The organism is Paenibacillus sp. Y660 (assembly GCF_057221575.1).
Map to the genome: position 1 here is coordinate 1 of NZ_JBXBBJ010000008.1, position 14,637 is coordinate 14,637.

The window sequence follows — 14,637 nt, forward strand, 5'->3', positions numbered from 1 at the left end:
TCCATCCGTACTTAATATCAACCTCCCACAACTGATTAGAATCCGTTATCACGCGATTGTTCGCTAAACGCTTAGGATGCTTTAACTTTATTTTTCGCTGTGGACGAAGCACATCCATTAGCTTGCACAGACGGTACACTTTCTTCTTGTTGATCTTCAGTTTATGGCGTCTTCTAAGAAGCACAGTAAGCTTGCGATAGCCGTACGCAGCGCCTTCTCCTGCTAAGAATTCCATGACCCATTCACAGATTTGCTCATCGCTAACGGGCTTGCCGTCTTGTGTATAAGAAAAACCAGGTGCGGGGCGACCAACCCTGTGTATAGTCTCTTGAACTTGCCGCCTTCTATTAACATGTGAATAGTACGTGGATCGCTCTACTTCCAGTACACGCAGCACGAAGCTGATGCTATACCCTTGTACGATATACTTCTGAGCAATCTCTATTTTATCCGCAAGTGCGGGTTCGTTTTTTTTAGTAGGTCTTTGAGAATATCCCTCTCTAGGGCTTGCTCTGCATAGAGCTTCTTTAGTTTTTCATTTTCTCTTTCAAGCTGTGCATAATCTTCTGCAGTAGGAACAAACTTTGCTTGCTTGATGCTGTTCCCGTCCAACTGATCCAGATCCTTACGGTTCAACTCTCTGGCCCATCTGAGAACCATCTTAGGATCAAGCTCATGTTGACGCGCTACCGCTGTCATATTGCCAATCTCTTTGCCCTTAGCAACAACCATTTTCTTAAAGTTTAAGTCGTACTGTTTCTTCGTCATATTGTGTTCCCCTCCACTGATTTCATTGTATCTAAGTAAGGGGTGTACTGTCCAAGTCTAAATAGGGGCTAAATAGAGCGGCCTTTGTTATAAAGAGGAGTTTATGTATGCACATCTTATTTGCGCTTGTTTTATTGTTATTAACACGTATAGGCTTTTTCTTATTTATTTGCTTCAACCTTCAGAAGAAGTTAGCACCGACTTTTATTTCAGGTGGTTTGGTACTCCTTTCCCTTATGATTCTTACCTTCCTATTTATCGATCAGTACATTATCGGTGTGATCGTTTAGAGCGCTGTGGGCAGAACTGTGGATAACCATGAAAAATAATCATACTTTTTGCTTATGAGTTGCGAATTTAATCTTTCCAAATGACTGCTATCATGCAAAAAGATCGATCATTGAGCATTGAAAAAAGCTGCATACGTGGCGCGCTTACAAGCTTCTTCCGCTTTGTAAGCATTATTTCTTCGTACGGGCCAAAGACTCTTCTGAAACCTTGGTGGCCGGTTTATTCATGCAGAGATTCATGTAGTTCATGAGATTAATCGGTAATTGTGAGAATCTATGCTTGGATAAATCGGCTACATGTTCATGGAGAGATTCTTGGGCCAAGAAAACGAAAAAGTCTTTACATAAATACCATCGGTCCATCGCTACCCAGAGGCGGCAAGTGACCGACTCACGCAGCATGAGCAGCATTTGTCTGACTAAATCAAACTTGGTTATGCCAGCCTCATCGCCAGACACTTTGTGCCAAGCGCGTTAGAACAACGGATATTCAAGTCCATTTCCGAGCACCGCCTTCAGGAAAACGAGGTTCATACACCAGTTGTATGTTTTCGATGAAGAGTCCATGAGCCAGCTCAGAAACGGTAGCTTCTTTGCATAGGGATGAACGTTATGCGTATCGTCGAGATTAATAACATCGCCTTCTTGAAGCGCAGTTTCTAGTTCTTCATAAAGTCTTGCAACACGTTTATTCCCAAAGGTCAGCCATGAATGGGGGAATGTGAAAAACCGGCTGAGCGTGTATTGTGCGAGTTTGTAGGGTTTAAACATGAGTTAAAGTAGAGCATCGTTGCCAGCCAGTGCGCTCATTTGTACAACCGATGAGCATTCAGAGATCAATCCGATGACGTACATAAAGCAAAGCATCCATGACGGTGCTCCGCTTCGTTTGAATATCTCGGATTGTGTCAAGAGCAATGAAAAGTCGAAATTTTCCCAAAGCGATCGCAAGATGTTAAAACAGGACTGTCCTCCCCAAAAAGAAAGCGTAGCGGGTGGGCAGTCCTGTTTGTTTACAAATGCTATCACAGCACGTTCAAATGAGGAATTACAAGTCCGCCATATACGAATGCGATCACAATGACAATGGCTGGGTGGATCTTGCGGAATTGCATCGCCCAGAAGGCGACGGCGGCAATGATCAACGATTGAATAATGCCGATAGATTCGACGGAGCTCTGGGCCATTTGCCAAGTGAGCAGCAACATCATAATGGCGATGACGGGCTGTACGAGCAGGGTCATCCCTTTTACGACGGGTGATTGGCGATGCTTCTGGAGCACCTTGAGCAGTAGAATGAGCGCAACGGCTGAGGGTACGATGGTTGCCGCCAAGGCGACAATAGAGCCGATCCAGCCGCCAACATCGTAGCCGATAAAGGCGGCGATTTTTGTTGCGATCGGGCCTGGGAGTGCGTTCCCTAGGGCGAGTATGTTCGAGAATTCGACCGGCGTCGACCACTCATGGTTGGTCACGATTTCCCGGTACATGAGCGGGATCGAAGCGGGGCCGCCGCCGTAGCCGAGAACGTTGGCTATAAAGAAGCCGATGACCAAATTAATCCATTCCACGCGTTACACCCTCCTTCTGCTGTGCGCTGCGCTGCTGCTTCTTTTGTTTTCTTCGCTGAAGGGCAGCGACCGTTCTGAGATGAAAGGCGCCATATCCAAGAAATAAAACGATAACGATAGCGGGATGAATATGAATGCCCTGCAGCAATCCGAATGCCAAAGCAAAGAAACCGAACCCGACATATTTGCCTAGCCCTTTGACGGCCCGTTCACCGAATTCATAGGCCATCATGCCAAGCATGACGGCAATAACGGGTGTGACAGCGCCGATCATTCCCTGAATGAAGGCGGCGCTGCTTAGAAATTGAACGGTCGATAGCAGCAAGATCATCGCAATGCCTGACGGGACAATATGAGCAAGCACGGAGACGATGGCGCCTAGAGTCCCTTTTTCCCGGTAGCCAAGATAAGCTGCAATCTTCGTTGCGATGGGTCCGGGCAAAGCATTGGCAAGAGCGAGAATTTCGCCAAATTCCTCATCCTCAATCCATTTGTAATTCGTAACCGCCTCGTAGCGAATAAGCGGAATAACGGACGGTCCGCCGCCGTAACCGATAATGCCTGTTTTCATCATGGCCCACGACAGCTGCATGTAGCGGTTACTCATTATTTTGCTCGCCATGCGTTACAACCTCATTCCCATACGGCTCTTATAACGATTAATAAGAACCTGGCAGTCAACGCTCATGATGCCGGGCAGCGTGTACAGCTTCTCCTTCAGAAAATGCTCCATCTCCTGATTGTTGCGGAATAGACCGTGCATATGTAATTTGCTCGGACCGGTCATATGGTAAAGACTCGTTACGAATGGCTCAGTTGAAAGCTGATCGGCAACAGCGTGAAGATGCTTGGGCTCAACCTCAACGTTAAAAAAGGCTGAAACGTGAATGCCGATTCGCTCTGGGTTAATAACGGCCGTAAAGCGTTCGATTACACCGCCATCCATGAGCGCATTAATGCGGGATTGAACGGCTACTCGCGACAAACCGATCTCTTTCGCAAGGTCTGTGTAAGATATTCTCCCATTGATATTGAGTTCAGCTATGATTTTACGATCAATATCATCAATTTCCATCGTGGAGGTTTCAACGACAGGTTTCGTTTGCATATTTATATCAGCTCCAATTTCATTTGGTGTCAATTCAAGATGTCTTGTAATATCATCATTTAATTACCATATGTATAAATATATACACAAACTCATTCGTTTTCAATACATTATGTTAAAAGTGATTACATTTTAGTTGCCTATCTCCTATTTAGATGGTATTTTAAATTCATATAAGATGTTATGTTATCTACCATGTTGCAAATCGCCTTGCATGACTCATTCAATATGACACTATTTTTGGGAGTGGTAGCCGTGAATCAGTCCGTAATCGGTACAAAAGCAATGGTCGTAAGCCCTCATTATTTAGCTACTGCTGCTGGCGCTCGTATTTTAGCGCAGGGCGGCAATGCGTTTGACGCCGCTGTCGCTGTCAGCGCCTGCCTTGCAGTCGTTTACCCGCATATGACGAGTCTCGGAGGAGATTCTTTTTGGCTTAGCTATGAGCAGTCCGAGGGCAAGGTTCGCGGTTATAACGCTAGCGGCAGATCGGGCTATAACGCAAACATCAGCGCATATGCAGGGATGGCGGCGATTCCGAACCGAGGCATAGGCAGCATTGTAACGGTTCCTGGAATGGTAGACGGCTGGGATGCGGTTCATCGCGAGTATGGGCGCTTGGAATGGGCGGAGGTGCTGGCTCCCGCTATTGAATATGCTGAGAACGGCTTTCCGATGACGAAGGATCAATATAACAATACGGTTCAAAACGAAGCTGTGCTTGCCAGGACGCTTGAGACCGCGGATATTTACTTGCCTGGCGGCCATGCGGTTAAGGCAGGGGAGCGCTTCAGCCAGCCAGCCCTTGCGAAGACGCTGCGCCGCTTAGCCGAATTTGGACGCGATGAATTTTATAAAGGCGAGACCGCAAAGGAGATTACGAGTTTCCTTAGGAATCATGATGGACTTCTGACAGCGGATGATTTTGCCGATCACCATGGCGATTGGGTAACGCCGGTCGAGGGGTCATACAGAGGCTACACGCTTCATCAGATGCCTCCGAACTCGCAGGGATTCTCCGGCATTATGGCGCTTCATATATTGGAGCAGTTCAAGCTGGGCGATATCGCCCATGGCTCGCATGATTATTATCAGCTTTGCATTGAGGCGCTTAAGCTGAGCTTCCGCGACCGGAATAAATATTTATCCGATCCCGCATTTACGAACGTGCCGCTTGAGCGGCTTCTGCACAAAAGCTATGCAGCAAGCTTAGCAGCTTCTATTGAATTAAACCGTGCTTCAACGGAAAAATCAGAGGTGCTTGGCAGCGATACCGCCTATGCAGCCGTCATGGACGAGGAGGGCAATTCGGTCTCCTTTATCCAAAGCTTGTATTTCGAGTTTGGATCTGGCGTCGTGGCAGGCAATACGGGAGTTTTATTGCAAAATCGCGGCTCGTTTTTCTCGCTTGACCCAGGGCATGTGAACAGTTTGAAGCCGGCCAAAAGGACGTTCCACACGCTTATGCCGGCTATGGCTTGCCGAGATGGCAAGCCTGCTGTTCTATACGGCACGCAAGGCGGGGAAGGACAGCCGCAAACGCAGACTGCGATGTTTACGAGGATGATTGATTACGGCATGGACCCGCAGCAAGCGATTAACGAGCCTAGGTGGGTATGGGGCCGAACATGGGGAGAGGCTACGCAGGAGTTGAAAATAGAGGGACGCGTTTCCGCCGAAGTATTGGAGTCTCTGGCACAAGCCGGCCATATCGTGCGGAAGGTGAATGATTTTGACGGCGTTATGGGGCATGCTCATGCGATTTTGCGCGACGAGCAGGGCTTCCTGCAAGGCGGCTCGGACCCGCGGAGCGATGGCGCGGCAATAGGTTGGTAGATCGAAGATGAGTGACGTGGAGGCAGAGATATAGATGAAGCGTAACTGGAATGCGTATGCGAATGAACAAGTGGTTGCTCTGCCTCTAAGTGAAGGCAGCTTGAGCGGCAAGACGTTTGCAGTTAAGGATGTGTTCGATATTGCAGGCCACACGCCGGGAGCAGGCAATCCGGATTGGCTTCGAACACATGGACCGTCAGTTCGAAATGCAGTGGTTGTAGATAAGCTGCTTGGCAGCGGCGCGAAGCTAATAGGAACGACGATTACCGATGAGATCATGTACAGCATTAATGGCGAGAACGCGCATTATGGCACGCCTGTGAATCCGAAAGCGATAGGGCGCATTCCGGGAGGCTCCTCAAGCGGCTCGGCGGTTGCGGTATCAGCTGGCTTGGCTGACTTTGCCATTGGCACCGACACGGGAGGCTCGGTTCGTGTTCCATCCGCTTACTGCGGCATTTACGGCATCCGGCCTACTCATGGAGTTATTGATGTGAGCGGGCTTATCCCGCTTGCGCCAAGCTTCGATACGGTAGGCTGGATGGCCCGCGATGCGAATACGCTGCTAGATGTGGGTCGTGTGCTGCTGGATACGCAAGGGAGCGGAGAAGCGGCTTTTCCACGAATGGCATTTGCAGATGATTTATGGTCATTAACGGATGAGCATTCATACGCTGCTGCGTCGCGTTATTTTCCGGCTTTGCGCGAATTAGCCGATCAGCTGGAGGATATCGTTGTAGCACCGAACGGATTGCGGGAATGGATGAATGCTTTTCGCACAATTCAAGGGCTGGAAATTTGGCGGGAGCATCAGGAGTGGATTACACGCGTGAAGCCTTCCTTCGGGCCGGGCATCGCCGAGCGATTTGCTTGGGCAAGCGGGCTTAAGCTGGAGGAAAGCGGAGCAGCTTATATCCTTCGAGAAGAGATACGCATGAGGATGGATGAATGGCTAGGTGAGGATACCGTGCTTGTTGCGCCGACTGTGCCTGCTATTGCGCCGCCGCTAAATATGAAGGGCTCAGAGGTCGAGCGACGCAGGGTGCAAACGCTCGAAATGAGCTGCGTGGCTGGACTTGCGGGGCTGCCTCAGGTGACAGTTCCGATTGCTGGCGAGCAGGGCTGTCCAATTGGCATTTCCTTTATCGCGGGCCGAAATCAAGATATGAGGCTGCTGGAGTGGGTAGCTGACCGAGTGGCTGTAAGGATAAAGCCATTGAGCGTATGAAAAGGAGCTTAAACCAATGTAGTTAACATCCATCAAGGTGAATGGAAGGGAGCTAGCCGCGCTTCCGAGCACGAATGGGTTTGTTCTATTGGAGACGATTAATGAAGCGGAAGGAACGAGTTGGAGCAGGGAGATATTTGACCTAATTCGTCTTGGCGAGCTGGAGCCTCTCACTAATTTAGCTCATTAGCGTAATTTTCGAGGGTTGAAGACCATATGAGACAGACCCTTAGCTGTAGTTCGCTAGGGGTCTGCTTTTGCTTTCGCTGCTATTTATTGGTGCTGTGCTGCTTAGTGCTCAGCCGCTCAGCCGGGTTGCCGTTACCGTTGCGTCTTTTGTTAAGCTCAGCCTTGTGCTGAGTAGCTTTTAACTTTGCGACAAACTCGCTTGTGCTTTCCAATACACTCATCCTCCTCTATTTTGAGCAATGCTTCACAACTTCATTAATTAGAATATCCAATCAACAAAAAAATCCGGCGCTCAGCCCGTATATTGGTAAAATAGCGATTGAAAGCAGCGCTTGTCCTCCCTTATGATAGCGATATGTGTCACAGGGACAACAAATGAATAATACAATGGCGCGGGCGTACATAAAGGAAGGCTTTGAAGAGGAAGCGATTGAAGCGGCGAAGCAGGGAACAGAGGTGCATCAGCTTGCACGAAAATTTGCTGTTTGGCTATCAGGAATTCCCGGCAATCGTGGAGGAGCCTGTGCTGCCCGGCAAATTAAGCACATCCGGGACGCCAGTCCATTGGCCGATCGCCAGAATGGACTTGCATTTTCAGCCATGGGAGGACGGACATCTGTATTTCAAGCCCGTAGAGCAGATATTTGCTTATTACAGCGATTTTCCAAAAAAAAAGGCGCAAAACCATAGGCTGAGATTTGCCTTTATTGGACGAAATATGGTACAATGAGATCAATTGCAAGTTTGAAGCAAATATTCACAATACACTGCTGTTTATAAATGATAACTGCCCCTTACTCATAAGTTCGAGGCAGTTTTTCCTTTTTTAGCGCGAAGGGGGCTGACCATGTACAATCGTAAAAAACCGCTTGAAGAGATTCCGGAAGAAAACACGAAGGTATGGACATGTGAGACGGAAGGGTGCAACAGTTGGATGCGGGATAACTTTGCTTTTGATCACGTTCCAACTTGCTTGATCTGCCATGAACCGATGGTCAGCGGCGAGAAAATGCTGCCCGCGCTCAATAACTCCAATAGTGATATGAAGACGCTCAAGAAGGGCACACCGATCGCATAGGTGGCTCTTAATCGCAGAGAGAAGCCAAGCTTCGCAAGAATGGCAGCAGCCGTTCATGCCGAGCTTGGCTTCTTTCTGTTCCAATATCACGCTTGATCGTAGATGGGTCGCCTCGGTACTTAAGCAGCAATTCTCATACAATATGTCCTAAACATCATGCCCATTTTGACGCACAGCTTGACTTGTATCATTATGTTGTCATTCTTATTCGGCCAATGACGATGGTTTCGGTATAAATCGAAGCGCCGAGAAATAAAAATGTAGATGAGTGACAAGCTGAGGCGAGGCGGGGGATCGTATGGTCAGAAAATGGATAAATAGGGGTTTGGCAGTTGTTCTATTGCTGCTCGTAATGGCGTTTATCGGAATAAAGGCTATACCGGATGAGCAGCTTGATCAGCTGTGGAGCAAGCAGCAACTCGAGTTTTTCGAAAGGGGTCTCGTGGGCACCATGATTGGCTTTGGGGCATTGCTGGCTGTATTTGTATTCGATCTGCCTTCAAGTCGGAGACGCACAAGCAATGAAAGAGATGCCTCTGTGCAAGCTGCTCATCCTAAACCTAGGCCCAAAGTGGATCTTGCCATAGCGACTACTAATACGCATACAGCAGCAGTACCTTTAATAATTCCTCCCAAAGTTACATTAACAGACCCTCCAACAGACCCTCCCAAAGTTCCCTCAACAATTATTCCAAAAGATGGTCTAATACAACCACCCATTGATAAGCTATCCATGGAACCGCTAGCGTCGGCTGCACATACCGCTGAAGATCCAAGATCAGATACTGGAGACGCAGCAGCTAATGAACAAGGATTCGATGATGGAGAAGCAGCCATTGATGAGCAAAGATCCGAAGATGGAGACGAAGTCACTGATGAACAAAGAACCGAAGATGGAGTCGAAGTCACTGATGTACATATATCCGAAGAAGGAGTCGGAACTACTGCTGAACGAAGCTCTGAAGATGGAGGCACAGCCGTTGCCGAACAAAGCTCCGATAACGGAGCCGCCACAGCCGCAGCCGCAGCCGCAATCAAAATTATAACCGGCTATGCGCAGCATATCGGCGAGCGCGAGGAGCAGCAGGATTCATTTGGGTTAGCGGTCTTGGCTAATTCGGATGAAATGAAGAGCAATGGCGTGTTTGCCGTGCTGGCTGATGGGATGGGCGGTTATGAGATGGGCAAGGAGGCAGGTGAGCTGGCGGTGCAGACGATGCTAAGCGAGTTTACAAGCATAACGGAAGGGGAGGATTCCATTCCGCGGGTATTGGAGCAATCGCTGCATTTGGCGAATAAAGCGGTCTATGAGCTGGCGCTGTACCATGAGCTGGAATGGAGCGTTGGAACGACGCTTATTGCCGTCGTTATTCAGGAGGGACAGCTGCACTGGATATCGGCTGGGGACAGCCGCATTTATTTGTATCGAGACGGCGTGCTTATACCTTTGACGCGGGACCATTTATTTGCGAATCGGTTGAATGAGCTTGTTCAGGTAGGCAAGCTTACCCAAGAGGAAGCCGATTCGCATCCAGAGCGTCATTTATTGACGAGCTATCTCGGCATTCCCCGCATAATCGAGATCGATGCTAACCAAATGCCGCTGCAACTGGCGCCAGGTGATTGGGTTATACTCTGCAGCGATGGCCTTTATGATGATTTATCGGGGACTTTGCTGGAGGAGGCGGTGCGCCAATCCCCTCAAGATGCCGCAGCCTTTATTTTGGAGCATGTCCTCGCGAAGCAAAGGCCCTATCAAGATAATGCGACCATCGTGATTGCAGCCTGTAGCATTTTTTTTGGTTAGAACAGCCCAGATTGTGGGTACTATAGGGTAGAAACGACTGAGGAGGTAATTGAAATGGCAAACGGACATGATCGCGATAACCATACATCGAGCAGCTTAGTGACGGAGAAGGATATAGACCCATCGTTTGGTTTATTTACGGAAGAGGTGCAAGACGGTGCGGTTTCTGACGCATCGGAGCTGCTGCAAAAGCAGCATCCGCATGAGAACGCGCATGTGCATGAGTCGCATATTCCAGCAGCAATAGAGAGTGAAGATGAGCTAAGCTCTGATGAGGTCGATACAGCAGAGGAGATTTCGGAGGAGCTGGCAGCTGTACCCGATGCGGATGCCGTTGCGAAAGGCAGTCCGATTGACCCTGCATCGCCAAGCGAGGAGTTTCATGGCACTGACTTGTTGAACGGCGTCGGCAATCATCCGGAGGATGAGACGGATGAGGAAGTGCTCTAATAGGACTAAGTAACGTAAGGAGGGACGCAGCGGCGTCCCTTTTTTATGCATGGGATAAGGTTGCGCAAGCGCGGCTTGTGTTACAATGAAGAACAAATGTTCTTTATGGGAGCGGAAATGATACGTTATGCAAATCCATGATACGGTCACGATTTCGGTAAGAAACTTAGTCGAATATGTGTTTCTTAGCGGAAGCATCGACGTCAGACTAAATGCAATCGATACGATGCATGAAGGTACGAAGGCACATCAGAGAGTGCAGCGTACCTACGGCGAGCAGGATCAGAAGGAGGTCTACGTCAAAGCGGACATCGCGGTGGATGATCTGTTGTTTGTTGTGGATGGACGTTGTGACGGGCTGCTTGGGACAGAACCGTTGCTTACTGTTGATGAGATAAAGTCGACCGGCAGTGATTTGGATCGAATAACCGAGGATGGTTTTCCCGTTCACTGGGCGCAGGCTTTGTTCTATGCCTATATGTACGCTAAGGAGCATGAGCAGGCGGCGATGCGCGTGCAGCTCACCTATGTCCAGACTGCGACGGAGGAGGAGCGTCGATTCGTTAGAGAGGCTAGCTTCGAGGAGCTGGAGCAGTATGTGCATGAGGTTATTTCCCGTTACGCGCCTTATGCGCAGCTGCGCCGCAGGCATGAACAGGTTAGAAACGAGAGCATTCGCGAGCTGGCCTTTCCGTTTGATACCTATCGCGCCGGGCAGCGGAAGCTTGCAGGGGCAGTCTATAAATCGATTGAGGAGGGCGTTCGTTTATTTGCGAAAGCTCCCACCGGCATCGGCAAAACGATTTCGACGACCTATCCGACTCTCAAAGCGATGGGCGCGGGCATGCTGCAGCGCTTTTATTATTTGACGGCGCGAACGACGACGAGAGCGGCAGCCGAGGATGCTCTGCTGTTGATGCGCGATAAGGGTTTGCAACTGCATGCCGTAACGATTACGGCGAAAGATAAAATTTGCTTTCAAGAGGAAGTGCGCTGCGAGAAGGAGCATTGTCCGTATGCGGATGGCTATTATGATCGCATCAATGGAGCGGTGTTTGATATATTGGAAAATGAGACGGTCATGACCCGATCGGTGATCGAAGCCTACGCACATAAGCATCGCGTATGCCCATTCGAATATTCGCTCGATTTGGCTTACGCAGCAGATGCGGTCGTGTGCGATTACAATTATATTTTTGACCCGCGTATTTCGTTTAAGCGTCAATATGCAGAGATGAAGAAGCGGACGGCGCTGCTTGTCGATGAAGCGCATAACCTTGTCGACCGGGCGCGGGAGATGTTCTCCGGGGAGCTGACGAAGGCTCCTTTCCTTGCGCTGCAGCGTGAGCTGAAGGGCGTGCATAACGAGGGCTACCGGACGGCAAAGGCAATCAACGATTATTTTATCGCGCTGCGCAAAAGCAGCGACGGTGCTCCGCATTTGGTAGAGCGCCAGCTGCCGGAGGAGCTGGTCGGGCTGGTGGATGCTTTCGCGTCTGCAGCGGAGCAAGCGCTGGCGGCAGGCATTACCGGAAGCGGAACGCTTCTGGATGCTTATTTTAACGCGCAAAACTTTATCCGAACGGCAAAGCTGTTTGATGAGCGCTATGTCGTCTATATTGAGCTATCGAAAAACGAGGTAAGGCTGAAGCTGTTTTGCCTAGATCCTTCGCAATTGCTGCAGCAGATGGGCAAAGGCTACCGCTCGCATATTTATTTCTCTGCCACGCTCTCGCCGGTCTCGTATTATATGGACATGCTGGGAGCGGGTGAGGATGATTATACGCTCGCGGTGCCGTCACCTTTTGCAAAGGAGCAGCTTGATGTCGTCATTAATCCTCTTTCTACCAGATATCATGACCGGGATGAATCGAAGCTGCCGATCGCGAAGCTGATATTGAAGCTGATGGGCGAGCGGCCGGGAAATTATTTCGTGTTTTTCCCTTCCTACGCCTACATGAACGCGGTTTATGAGACGTATATGGAGCTGAAGGAGTGGTCGACTCCTGCCGGCGATGACTCGGATGCAGAGGTGCTGCTGCAAAGACCGGATATGTCGGAGGAAGAGCGCGATCGTTTCTTGGAGACCTTTCAGGCTGGGAGCGGGAAGTCTTTGATTGGCTTTGCGGTGATGGGCGGCGTGTTCTCGGAGGGCGTTGATTTGGCTGGCGACCGATTAATCGGTGTAATCGTGGTTGGCGTTGGACTGCCGCAGCTGGGTGTAGAGCGGAATATGCTGAAGGAGTATTTTAACGAGCAGGGCAAGAGCGGCTATGATTATGCTTACGTCTTCCCGGGGATGAACAAGGTGCTGCAGGCGGGAGGGCGCCTCATTCGCTCGGAAACCGATCGCGGAACGCTCGTGCTCATAGACGATCGGTATTTGCAATCGCATTACCAGCGGCTTTTGCCGGAGGAGTGGAAGGGGTAATCCGTTTCTGTAACATGGCGGTGTCGGATTTCGGATTAGCCGATATTCGGCTTGCTGCGCCAAAACAAAAAAAAGCCCAGCCGGAAAACCGAATGGGCTCGTAGAAAAAGGGGAATTCGATGCTGCTGCATAAAGGAGAAACGTTGTTCCATCAAGGGGAAAGCGGCTCGCTCTTTCACCTGAGGAGCGGCTTGCTGAAAATCGTTCGCGTGCATGAGGATGGCAATCCATATCTCGTCAATATCATCCTGCCAAATGAAATCATTCCGCATCATTCGCTGATCAGCCCGATGCCTTATCATGGTACGGCGGTTGCGCTCGTAACCTGCGAGGTGGATATCGTACCGCCTCAGCAATGGTACGAGGAGCTCAAGCAAAGCGCAGAGAAAAGCCGCGAGGTTGCGCTGCTCCTGCAAAGCAAGCTGAGAATGATGCAGCAGCGAATCGATCAATTGACGCAGGTTGCGCCCGCCGATAAGCTGAGCAAGCTGCAGCAATGGTTCGCGGCTTACACTTCGCCCGCTGCGATCACCGATGTGCTGACCCAAGATGAGATTGGACAGCTTATCGGCCTTCGCCGCGAGACGGTCAATCGGCTGCTGCGCGCGCAGTCCAAGGGAAAGGTAGAGTAAGTGTTCTAGCCGTTTGCGGAGGCAAGCTCCAGACTAGCTGCAGGGCCAAAAAATTCGTAATGGATATCCGAATCTGGAACACCAAGCTGTCGAAGCGAATGATTAATGGCTGCCATAAACGGTGTCGGACCGCAGAAGTAAAAGGAAGCATTCTTCTCCGCAATCACCGTCTGCAGCCAAGGCAGATCGATGTAACCTTCCTTATGGAAGAGCTGCTGCTTCCTGTCGCTTTCCATCGGATTCTCGTAGCAGTAGTAGACAGAAAGCTGAGGATGCTTGCTGGCAAGCAAGCTCACTTGCTGCCTCATGGCGTGTAGAGCTCCGTTTTGAGCGGCGTGAATGAACGTAACCGGACGCTCCGGATAGCGGTCAACGAGCGTATTCAGCATGCTGAGCATAGGCGTCAAGCCGACCCCTCCGCTAAGCAGCACCACCGGACGTTTATCTGCTGTATTCAGCGTAAAATCACCCGCAGGAGCCGACAGCCACAACGTGGCGCCTACGTCTATATGGTTGTGCAAATAGGCGGATACTTGGCCTGCGGGACGACCAGCTGCAGCATCCTCGCGTTTCACCGAAATCCGGTAATAGAGCTTTCCAGATGCATCAGATAAGCTGTACTGACGGATCTGCGTATGCTCCGCGCCTTCCTGATCGACCCTGACGCTCACGTACTGACCCGGCTCAAAGCTTGGTAGTGCGCCGCCATCCTCTGGCACCAGGTATAAAGAAGCAATGACATCGCTCTCCATCTCCTTCCGATCCACGCGAAACGCGCGAAAGCCTTCCCATCCGCCAGCCTGCGTGTGCGCCTCCACATACATCTCTTTCTCGATGCTGATAAAAGCGTCCGCAATGATGCCGTAAGCCTCTGCCCATGCATTTAAAATGTCTTCGGTAGCCGCTTCGCCCAGTACATCCTTGATCGCCATCAGCAAATATTTGCCGACTACCGGATAATGCTCAGCTTTTACGCCCAGACTGCGATGCTTATGCCCGATTTGCTTCACGACGGGAATAATAGCTGCCAGGTTGTCGATATGGAGTGCGGCCGCATAAACGGCATTGGCGAGCGCGGTTTGCTGTCTGCCCTGCTTCTGGTTAGCGTGATTGAATAGGTTCAGCAGCTCAGGGTGATTGGTGAACAGCAGTTGATAAAAGCGTTTCGTAATCGTTACGCCGTGAACTTCCAGTACGGGTACCGTTGATTTAATGATTTGAACCGATTGTGGGCTTAACATGAATAATC

The 14,637-nt window shown here is 50.0% G+C and carries 16 protein-coding genes; 8 read left to right on the plus strand and 8 right to left on the minus strand.

Features of this window, described 5'->3' with window-relative positions; all coding sequences use genetic code 11:
- The 6 genes from AC2TDN_RS11555 to chrS all read right to left on the minus strand — a co-directional run.
- Positions 1 to 235, minus strand: a 235-nt coding sequence (locus tag AC2TDN_RS11555; RefSeq protein ID WP_484688094.1) for an IS3 family transposase, incomplete at its 3' end; no start/stop codon positions are given.
- A 206-nt stretch (positions 236 to 441) separates the two neighbouring features.
- Entirely contained in the window at positions 442 to 768 is a 327-nt protein-coding gene (locus AC2TDN_RS11560; RefSeq protein ID WP_482069741.1) for a transposase, read from the minus strand.
- Positions 769 to 1,532: 764 nt separating this feature from the next.
- Positions 1,533 to 1,829 carry a hypothetical protein gene (locus AC2TDN_RS11565; RefSeq protein WP_484688095.1) on the minus strand — a complete coding sequence of 99 codons (297 nt, stop codon included), beginning with the start codon at positions 1,827 to 1,829 and terminating at the stop codon, positions 1,533 to 1,535.
- A gap of 254 nt (positions 1,830 to 2,083) precedes the next feature.
- The gene (chrA, locus tag AC2TDN_RS11570; protein ID WP_484688096.1) at positions 2,084 to 2,629 is read right to left on the minus strand and encodes a chromate efflux transporter ChrA; all 546 of its coding nucleotides are present in this window, start codon (positions 2,627 to 2,629) and stop codon (positions 2,084 to 2,086) included.
- Entirely contained in the window at positions 2,616 to 3,251 is a 636-nt protein-coding gene (gene chrB, locus AC2TDN_RS11575) for a chromate efflux transporter ChrB (RefSeq protein ID WP_484688097.1), read from the minus strand. Before chrB ends, chrA begins: the two co-directional genes overlap by 14 nt.
- 3 nt (positions 3,252 to 3,254) lie before the next feature.
- The gene (gene chrS, locus AC2TDN_RS11580; protein ID WP_484688098.1) at positions 3,255 to 3,737 is read right to left on the minus strand and encodes a chromate efflux transcriptional regulator ChrS; all 483 of its coding nucleotides are present in this window, start codon (positions 3,735 to 3,737) and stop codon (positions 3,255 to 3,257) included.
- Between the two features lie 255 nt (positions 3,738 to 3,992).
- On the opposite strand from chrS, the gene ggt reads away from it, so the two are divergent.
- A complete protein-coding gene (gene ggt / locus AC2TDN_RS11585) occupies positions 3,993 to 5,573 on the plus strand; it encodes a gamma-glutamyltransferase (RefSeq protein WP_484688099.1) in 1,581 nt (526 codons plus the stop codon).
- Between the two features lie 34 nt (positions 5,574 to 5,607).
- Positions 5,608 to 6,801 (plus strand): amidase, encoded by a 1,194-nt coding sequence (locus tag AC2TDN_RS11590; RefSeq protein ID WP_484688100.1) that lies wholly within the window; start codon positions 5,608 to 5,610, stop codon positions 6,799 to 6,801.
- Between the two features lie 269 nt (positions 6,802 to 7,070).
- Here the strand turns inward: AC2TDN_RS11590 and AC2TDN_RS11595 are convergent, their stop codons facing one another.
- Entirely contained in the window at positions 7,071 to 7,202 is a 132-nt protein-coding gene (locus AC2TDN_RS11595; RefSeq protein ID WP_482066036.1) for a DUF4023 domain-containing protein, read from the minus strand.
- A gap of 163 nt (positions 7,203 to 7,365) precedes the next feature.
- Here AC2TDN_RS11595 and AC2TDN_RS11600 point away from each other — a divergent pair, with 163 nt between their 5' ends.
- The 6 genes from AC2TDN_RS11600 to AC2TDN_RS11625 all read left to right on the plus strand — a co-directional run bounded on the left by AC2TDN_RS11600 (position 7,366) and on the right by AC2TDN_RS11625 (position 13,388).
- Entirely contained in the window at positions 7,366 to 7,680 is a 315-nt protein-coding gene (locus AC2TDN_RS11600; protein ID WP_484688101.1) for a hypothetical protein, read from the plus strand.
- Positions 7,681 to 7,837: 157 nt separating this feature from the next.
- Positions 7,838 to 8,068 carry a cold-shock protein gene (locus tag AC2TDN_RS11605; RefSeq protein WP_484688102.1) on the plus strand — a complete coding sequence of 77 codons (231 nt, stop codon included), beginning with the start codon at positions 7,838 to 7,840 and terminating at the stop codon, positions 8,066 to 8,068.
- A gap of 298 nt (positions 8,069 to 8,366) precedes the next feature.
- Complete coding sequence (locus AC2TDN_RS11610; protein WP_484688103.1) at positions 8,367 to 9,875, plus strand: PP2C family protein-serine/threonine phosphatase; 1,509 nt, start codon at positions 8,367 to 8,369, stop codon at positions 9,873 to 9,875.
- A gap of 54 nt (positions 9,876 to 9,929) precedes the next feature.
- Complete coding sequence (locus AC2TDN_RS11615; protein WP_482066031.1) at positions 9,930 to 10,325, plus strand: hypothetical protein; 396 nt, start codon at positions 9,930 to 9,932, stop codon at positions 10,323 to 10,325.
- A 127-nt stretch (positions 10,326 to 10,452) separates the two neighbouring features.
- A complete protein-coding gene (locus AC2TDN_RS11620) occupies positions 10,453 to 12,756 on the plus strand; it encodes a helicase C-terminal domain-containing protein (RefSeq protein WP_484688104.1) in 2,304 nt (767 codons plus the stop codon).
- A 119-nt stretch (positions 12,757 to 12,875) separates the two neighbouring features.
- Entirely contained in the window at positions 12,876 to 13,388 is a 513-nt protein-coding gene (locus AC2TDN_RS11625) for a Crp/Fnr family transcriptional regulator (protein WP_484688105.1), read from the plus strand.
- Between the two features lie 5 nt (positions 13,389 to 13,393).
- Here the strand turns inward: AC2TDN_RS11625 and hmpA are convergent, their stop codons facing one another.
- Complete coding sequence (gene hmpA / locus AC2TDN_RS11630) at positions 13,394 to 14,629, minus strand: NO-inducible flavohemoprotein (RefSeq protein ID WP_482066027.1); 1,236 nt, start codon at positions 14,627 to 14,629, stop codon at positions 13,394 to 13,396.
- Positions 14,630 to 14,637 lie beyond the last annotated feature (8 nt).

Excerpts from the sequence above, each read along its gene's own strand:
- AC2TDN_RS11560 (WP_482069741.1), bottom strand. The coding sequence starts at position 768 with ATGACGAAGAAACAGTACGACTTAAACTTTAAGAAAATGGTTGTTGCT.
- AC2TDN_RS11565 (WP_484688095.1), bottom strand. The coding sequence starts at position 1,829 with ATGTTTAAACCCTACAAACTCGCACAATACACGCTCAGCCGGTTTTTC.
- chrB (WP_484688097.1), bottom strand. The coding sequence starts at position 3,251 with ATGGCGAGCAAAATAATGAGTAACCGCTACATGCAGCTGTCGTGGGCC.
- chrS (WP_484688098.1), bottom strand. The coding sequence starts at position 3,737 with ATGCAAACGAAACCTGTCGTTGAAACCTCCACGATGGAAATTGATGAT.
- AC2TDN_RS11590 (WP_484688100.1), top strand. The coding sequence starts at position 5,608 with ATGAAGCGTAACTGGAATGCGTATGCGAATGAACAAGTGGTTGCTCTG.
- AC2TDN_RS11600 (WP_484688101.1), top strand. The coding sequence starts at position 7,366 with ATGAATAATACAATGGCGCGGGCGTACATAAAGGAAGGCTTTGAAGAG.
- AC2TDN_RS11605 (WP_484688102.1), top strand. The coding sequence starts at position 7,838 with ATGTACAATCGTAAAAAACCGCTTGAAGAGATTCCGGAAGAAAACACG.
- AC2TDN_RS11610 (WP_484688103.1), top strand. The coding sequence starts at position 8,367 with ATGGTCAGAAAATGGATAAATAGGGGTTTGGCAGTTGTTCTATTGCTG.
- AC2TDN_RS11615 (WP_482066031.1), top strand. The coding sequence starts at position 9,930 with ATGGCAAACGGACATGATCGCGATAACCATACATCGAGCAGCTTAGTG.
- AC2TDN_RS11620 (WP_484688104.1), top strand. The coding sequence starts at position 10,453 with ATGCAAATCCATGATACGGTCACGATTTCGGTAAGAAACTTAGTCGAA.
- AC2TDN_RS11625 (WP_484688105.1), top strand. The coding sequence starts at position 12,876 with ATGCTGCTGCATAAAGGAGAAACGTTGTTCCATCAAGGGGAAAGCGGC.
- hmpA (WP_482066027.1), bottom strand. The coding sequence starts at position 14,629 with ATGTTAAGCCCACAATCGGTTCAAATCATTAAATCAACGGTACCCGTA.